Raw genomic sequence first — 3,466 nt, 5'->3', positions numbered from 1 at the left:
CGAGGGAATCAACAATAAACTTAAACTAATAAAACGGAGAGGCTATGGCTTTAGAAACTTTCGTAATTTTTGGGTTAGAAGTATGTTATCTTGGCATCTTGTCTGTTGATTTAGCATAAAGAGTAACGAAGAGCCCAAATTGATTTAAATTCGTCATAGAAGAAAGATCGTAATTAATGACTTCGGCAACTCAATTTGAATTTCCACCGGCTAAGGCTAACTATCTGTTCAACCATACCACTGAAGCCGGTGTTGGTGGGGATAAACGTAAGTTTTGGCGCCAAGTTATGGGATTTGATCGTCCTGAAGCAATTAGAGAAGCTATATTAGGGGCAGTCTCTCTGGAAATATTACAAAAACAAGACAGAAGCGAGTATGGTGATCGCTATCGTGCTTATGTTAAAATAAGGGATGCTTCGGGTGAATTGCGTCAAATCCGCACCGTTTGGATTGTTTTGAGAGGAGAAGATGTGGCCAGATTTGTCACAGCAGTACCCGATAGTTTAGGAGATTGAAAATGAGTAAGTTTCAATTGTTTGATGGTGTTAGACTAAGGGAAGATATACCTTTAATTGATGGCGGAATAGCTCCTATCGGGACAGTTGGGACAATTGTAGAAATTCTCAAAAATGGGGAAGCTTATCTAGTAGAATTATTTGGAGATTGGGTTAAATATGATGAGCAGGGAAATTTTGTCTGTGCAACTCAGACAGAAAAGGGAGCATTCCTCGAAACAATCGGCGTAGAAATTGTCTATCCTCATCAATTGGTGTTGACTTTTCCTGCCAAGCAAACGATGACCTTGACCTAAATCTATCCCCTTTAAAATGGTCGATTAAGACAAGCAGAAGTAGATTTATCCCTCAATTCAATCTTGACAGAACACTAATTATCCTATCACTGATTATTGTTTACTGATAACTGGTCAAGTCTCCCATTTCCCCGCCCCCTATCCTAGTTATCTGTAGCCTACTTTTACTTTTAATTGGTATAAAATGGCAGCAGTATCTACTCTAGGCTAAGATTAACTCCCTTAGCTAGGATTTGATAGCTGCGATCGCTCTCTTTTCAGTAAGGCACTAGCGAGAAAAATACCCAGTATTGCCAATACAGCCATGGCATAAAAAGCATAAGTGTAAGTACCGAACCAATCGCGAATTCTACCGGTTACTAAAGTTCCGATCAAAGCACCGACACCGTAGGCAGTAAAAACAATACCGTAATTTTGGGCGTAGTGGTCAGGATTAAAGAAGTGGAGAGTGGTAGCGGGAGCTAGGGCTAACCATCCCCCTAAACAGAACCAAAATAGACAAAAAGCCACTAGATAGCTAGTAACCGCCCCTTTTTCGGCCTTGACCATCAACAGGCAACCAATCAAAATGAGTGTATAGGCCCCGATCGCTAGATAATGGGGTTTCCAGCGATCGCTCAACCAACCGAACAAAGGACGACTAATACCATTAAACAAGGCAAATAGAGCAACACTACTAGCGGCTAACCCCGGCTCAATCTGAATAATTTCCTCAGCGACAGGACTAGAAATACCGATAGCACTCAAGCCAATTAAAGCACCAATGGCATAGCAAAGCCATAAGCCATAAAATGAGCGACTTTTCAGCATATTCACTGGATAATTGGCCGGAAAGTCGGATTTTCGATTAGCTAAATTGGCGGGAGGTTGCCAGTCTTGAGGGGGTAACTTCATGGTGAGGGCAATCATCACAATAATTATTGTAAAGATAATCCCCAAAAATCTTAAACTTGGTCTAACGCTATATTCATTGATCAATCGATTGGCTAAAGGTGCGGTAATCAGGGGAGAAAGGCCAAATCCGATGATAGTTAAACCCACCGCTAAACCTTTTTTGTCGGGAAACCAGCGTGCCACCACTGCCATGGGAACACCGTAAGCGATGCCGACTCCCGTGCCAGCAATGACTCCGTAGGTAAGAATAATTGTCTGGATCTGAGCGGCAAAACTAGCGAGAATATAGCCTAAACCGACGATAATTCCGCCGATAGCCGTCATCCTGCGAGTACCTACCCGGGGGATAAAAAAACCAGCGATCGGCATAGAAGCGGCATAAAATACTAGGGCCACAGTGTAGGGTAATAGGCTTTCCGTGGCGCTGAGATTTAATTCTGTTTCTAGGGGTTTTCTAAAGATACTCCAAGAGTACACCGTCCCTAAACAGAGTAAAACGCCCATTCCTAGAGGTATTAATAACCATCTACCTTTGGCTGCGGGTAATCCCAAAACTGTCAACTCGGAATCGTAATTACTGGTAGTCATAGATCGCCGTGACTCTTTCTAGACTTGCTGGCCAGTATTCTAGATGAGATCATGGCTAATGGGGCCAATTTTCCCGAAAATTTTCCGATTAAAATAAGGGGTGAAATAATTCACCCCCTTAAAAGTCTCTCCCCATCTATAGCTGAGGGACTTCTGAGGACTTTTAACTAAACTGCCGCAAAGTAAACTTTTGACTTCACAGGATCGGGAACCATAGTAGCATCCCCTTCTTGCCAACCGGCGGGACAAACTTCATCTGGGTGGGATTGGACGTATTGAATCGCTTTCAGAGTGCGGAGGGTTTCATCGACACTGCGACCAAAGGAAAGATTATTAATAGTAGCGTGTTGGATAACACCTTCTTTATCGATGATAAAGAGACCGCGCAGGGACACTCCCGCATCAGGATCAAGAACATTGTAAGCGGTGCTGATTTCTTTTTTCAGATCCGACACCAAAGGATAGGCCACATCACCGACACCGCCGGATTTTCTCTCGGTTTGAATCCATGCTAGGTGAGCAAATTCGCTATCGACGGACACCCCTAAAATCTCGGTGTTGATGCTGGCAAATTCGCTAACTCGATCGCTGAAAGCGGTAATTTCCGTGGGGCAAACAAAGGTAAAATCGAGGGGATAGAAGAATAAAACGACGTATTTACCCCGATAATCCGACAATTTGATGGTTTTGAACTCTTGATCGAAAACGGCGGTCGCGGTGAAATCCGGCGCCGCTTGTCCGACTCTTAAGCAACCTTCGGCGGTCATACTCTTAATCTCCTTAATCTAGTTTCTGGGAAAATGCAACTATTTTTACATTCCTTAACAAATATATCATAGTCATAACGATTTTGAGTAGTTTGCCCTTAGTTGGGGATTGGGAAGGTTATAAGCTGTACTGAATTTAAACTGCGTAGGGGAAATTTTAGTACAAATGCTCGAACTGCCTATCGCTTTTCTGGAACTTTCGGAAATCCCTGACCGAATCCAGATTCTGAAACTCTTGGTTGACAAGTGATCGCTAACTTTTTTTCGGTAGTGATTCGGTAGTAGTGGTAAGCCATCTTGCTTATCTGGACTGAGTCGTGTAGAATATTTACTAATAAAAATAATTGCTTGATAAATGTTGGGGATTTGCTTTTTATGATTGCTATTTTTATCAATATCTTCTCTT

6 protein-coding genes are annotated in these 3,466 nt (G+C 42.6%); 3 read left to right on the top strand and 3 right to left on the bottom strand.

Going from position 1 to position 3,466, the window contains the following annotated elements:
- From IM515_RS12895 to IM515_RS12885, 3 genes are all read left to right on the top strand, one after another.
- Nucleotides 1–109: transposase (locus tag IM515_RS12895; protein WP_190538260.1), on the top strand; the 109-nt coding region annotated here is incomplete at its 5' end.
- A 67-nt stretch (nt 110–176) separates the two neighbouring features.
- Nucleotides 177–515, top strand: coding sequence for a DUF6883 domain-containing protein (locus IM515_RS12890; RefSeq protein ID WP_193958297.1), 339 nt, complete (start codon nt 177–179; stop codon nt 513–515).
- A gap of 2 nt (nt 516–517) precedes the next feature.
- Nucleotides 518–811: a DUF4926 domain-containing protein gene (locus IM515_RS12885; RefSeq protein WP_287628619.1), complete on the top strand. Its 294-nt coding sequence runs from the start codon at nt 518–520 to the stop codon at nt 809–811.
- Between the two features lie 222 nt (nt 812–1,033).
- On the opposite strand, the gene IM515_RS12880 is transcribed toward IM515_RS12885, so the two are convergent.
- The 3 genes from IM515_RS12880 to IM515_RS12870 all read right to left on the bottom strand — a co-directional run.
- Nucleotides 1,034–2,293 carry an L-lactate MFS transporter gene (locus IM515_RS12880; protein WP_287628617.1) on the bottom strand — a complete coding sequence of 420 codons (1,260 nt, stop codon included), beginning with the start codon at nt 2,291–2,293 and terminating at the stop codon, nt 1,034–1,036.
- Between the two features lie 167 nt (nt 2,294–2,460).
- The gene (locus IM515_RS12875) at nt 2,461–3,060 is read right to left on the bottom strand and encodes a peroxiredoxin (protein ID WP_002735961.1); all 600 of its coding nucleotides are present in this window, start codon (nt 3,058–3,060) and stop codon (nt 2,461–2,463) included.
- 179 nt (nt 3,061–3,239) lie between these two features.
- Nucleotides 3,240–3,466 (bottom strand): hypothetical protein (locus IM515_RS12870; protein ID WP_287628616.1); only part of this gene is annotated, 227 nt, incomplete at its 5' end.

The sequence above is a fragment of the Microcystis sp. M44BS1 genome (genome assembly GCF_020244875.1).
Taxonomy (GTDB): Bacteria; Cyanobacteriota; Cyanobacteriia; order Cyanobacteriales; family Microcystaceae; genus Microcystis; species Microcystis panniformis.
This window is presented reverse-complemented; position numbering and strand designations above follow the sequence as displayed.